Raw genomic sequence first — 3,011 nt, forward strand, 5'->3', positions numbered from 1 at the left:
GGAGATTTGCAGAGTATACAGGAGAAGATGGAATCTTCCTATCAAAAAGTAAAGCAGTTGAAAGAGAGAATAGAAAATCAGGGAGATTGGGAAGGAAAAGAACGAGACACTTTTTTGACTTATTTTAAACTGATGGCAGAATATCACAGATGTTTTACTGACAATTGTGGAAAGAATCGGGAAAATCCACTGAAAGAAGCAATGGACGCCTTAAAAGAGTTAGAAACGCATGTAGACAGTTTTTATACAGAATTTCCGGAATATCGGAACATAGAAAAAATTTGATGAGAGGAAATAAATGGGAGAAGAAATCAAAATCGGTAGAGAGGTACTGGATTATATATCAGAACTGGGAACAATCCAGGAAGAACTGGAAGAAGCATATGCGTATGCAGTCAGGTGCAAGGACAATGTTTCCAAGGGAGCTTACAAGGGAACGGCAAGAGATGAAATCAATTTGTTCTTTGATTCCCTTGAAAGCCATATACAAAGAATGTTATTCTTATATCAGGCAGCGTCCTCCTATATCACTAATGCATACCAGACCATGTATTACAATGAGGAGCAGTTGGTGGACTGGGTGATTGAGCAGATGGGAGGGGCAGAACATACATGAATGAAGAAGTAAAGCGAGTCAGTCAGTTCTGGGAGGAAAAGTTTGGTTCTAATGTAGACAGTATGTATTATGAAAACCGATTGCTGGAGATAGACCTTACATTGCAGGAATGTGATGAAATATTGGAAGAGGTGGGATTGGGAACCGGTTTTATTTCCAAGGAGTCAGAGCTGAAAAATCTGTTGGAAGATAAGAGAACGCTGTGGAATTATGTATTGGCGTTGCCGGATTTTATAAGCAGTTATTTGGACGAACCTTTCTGTAAAGCACTGAACCAGCATGCTACGGAAACCATCAGCGTGATTAAGATGGAAGACTTTTCTGTAAATGCAGGAGAGGACAATCAGATAGGAATTACGGAAAGCTACTACGACCCATATCTGGGAGAATATAAGGAAACCCAGACAAAAACCACTTTCCGGTTTGCCGATTTTTTAGGAACCGGCTATTCAGAAAGTGCAAATAAGGATGGTTGGATTGTTACAAAGAGTGGATATGTGGAAGAGTTTGCACGAATATTTGAAGCCCAATATCAGGGAATGCGGGAAATAGCGGAAGAGGAATTTAAGAAAAGGGGAATCACAGATTACGAAACCTACATAGACAGTTTTTTCCATCAGGGTGAATTTGACCACAGAATGGATAAGCCGTTTTTAAGTTTTGTTTCCTCGGTATTAGATATTACTGTGGTAAAACCCATGATTGAGTCATCTATCGAAAAAGACCTCATTACGGGAGAGGACTTAAGTGATTTGGAATGCCAGTTCAAACTGGTGTTTGCCGGTGTAGACATGGCGACGCTAGGGGGAGCTATGGGGGCAACCAGATTGTCAGAAATGGGAATGAAGGAAGCACTCAAAGCTACAGGAAAGACGGTAGCAGTAGAATTTATGGGAAATACGGCAGTATGTGGAATCGGAGCCATAGGACAGGCATTTAACTGGCCGGTACCGGTTACGATTATGTTAAGTCTTGCAACGGGAATCACAGTAAGCTGTATAGGAAATAAGTTGGTATTTGAGGGAGAAGGATTTCGTAGGGAAGTGCCTATTGAAGAGGTAGAGGGGATAAGACAGGGGGAGAGTGGTAGTGCTTCTAAAATTGGAAGTATTAATGAAATAAAGCAAAGTTTTACCAGAGAAGATATAATTACTTCACTGGATGGAGTTACAAACAAGTCAACAGAAATAGCTAATGCAATACGAAATAAAGATATAGGAATAAACGTGCTAGGTGATGAATTGTTTGAAAAATATTTGGGATGTTCTTCAGATACAGTTGCGATGCAAGTAGGTGAACAAATTTATGTAAGAAGCAGTTCAGTGTCTTTGTTTAGTGATATTGTACATGAAGGAACACATGCGATAGATTATTATAACGGAATTGATGAGAATATAATAGCATCATGGACGGGTGAAACAACAGCATATAATGCTGAAAGACTATTTCAGATAGAATCTGGTATGTCAGTTCAGTTTGAAAGTGAAGAAGATATGATGGTTCACATATGGAGTAATTATAGTAAGTGATAGGAGAAAATGATGAGTACAATTGACGAATTATTGAAATATATGAAAAAAAGGGATAAAAACATATTGATAACAAATATTCAACTAAGTGATTATGAGTTGAACGTAGTGGTTGTTAAGATATTATCGTGGTTAAAATTACAGCATAAAAGAAGTATTTGGATAGCGCAAGGGAAGAAAACTAGTTTTAAGCCTTTAGAAGTTAATATAAGATATCCATGGTGTGCAAATTTATACCAACTTATTGAAAATGAAAAATTATTTCGTGATTATTTTTCAATAAAAGAAGGTAAGTTTGATTTTTCGGATGAGGTATCAGAGGAAGAGAAGGCAATGGCAAGGGAAAAGGCTTATCAAAATTATAATCCTCAAAAGCATACATAATCAAAAATAATACAACTTTAAAAAGAGAGATGAGTGTAGATGGTATTTTACGGTCAACAGGTAAAAAGGAGACGGTATGGTAAAATAACATATGTGTTAGATGATGTAGATGGTATTAAAGTTCCAACGGATTTTCCAATAGAGGCAAATGTTCCGTATACAGGACGTGGATTTATAGGTAGTAAAAATATTGTTTTGCCAGAACTTGTACAAGATACGCGCCCCTTTGTAGATGGAGATATTTTAGGGATATATGATGCTAAAACAGGAGCACTAACGCAGCAATTTGTATATGATTCAGATTTAGGTGGTGCTAGAATATAAATAGTACAAGCCAAAATGAGAAATTCCAAATACACATAAGCATGTTACAATAGAAACATGCTGAAGGAGGATCTCATATGGCAAAGCAACATGACAAACAATTTAAACTTGATGCAATCCAGTACTATCAGGATCACAAAGATCTCGGAGTACGTGGA

At 37.4% G+C, this 3,011-nt stretch carries 5 protein-coding genes; all 5 read left to right on the plus strand.

Annotated elements, in window-relative coordinates:
• Positions 1–285 (plus strand): type VII secretion protein EsxB (locus tag KQI83_RS06340; protein WP_216555702.1); only part of this gene is annotated, 285 nt, incomplete at its 5' end.
• Between the two features lie 13 nt (positions 286–298).
• Complete coding sequence (locus KQI83_RS06345) at positions 299–616, plus strand: hypothetical protein (RefSeq protein WP_216555705.1); 318 nt, start codon at positions 299–301, stop codon at positions 614–616.
• The gene (locus KQI83_RS06350; RefSeq protein WP_216555707.1) at positions 613–2,145 is read left to right on the plus strand and encodes a pre-toxin TG domain-containing protein; all 1,533 of its coding nucleotides are present in this window, start codon (positions 613–615) and stop codon (positions 2,143–2,145) included. Before KQI83_RS06345 ends, KQI83_RS06350 begins: the two co-directional genes overlap by 4 nt.
• A gap of 12 nt (positions 2,146–2,157) precedes the next feature.
• Complete coding sequence (locus tag KQI83_RS06355) at positions 2,158–2,529, plus strand: hypothetical protein (RefSeq protein ID WP_216555710.1); 372 nt, start codon at positions 2,158–2,160, stop codon at positions 2,527–2,529.
• Positions 2,530–2,568: 39 nt separating this feature from the next.
• Positions 2,569–2,853 (plus strand): hypothetical protein, encoded by a 285-nt coding sequence (locus tag KQI83_RS06360; RefSeq protein ID WP_216555713.1) that lies wholly within the window; start codon positions 2,569–2,571, stop codon positions 2,851–2,853.
• Positions 2,854–3,011: the final 158 nt, after the last annotated feature.

It is taken from the genome of Roseburia sp. MSJ-14 (assembly GCF_018918225.1).
Taxonomy (GTDB): domain Bacteria; phylum Bacillota; class Clostridia; order Lachnospirales; family Lachnospiraceae; genus Petralouisia.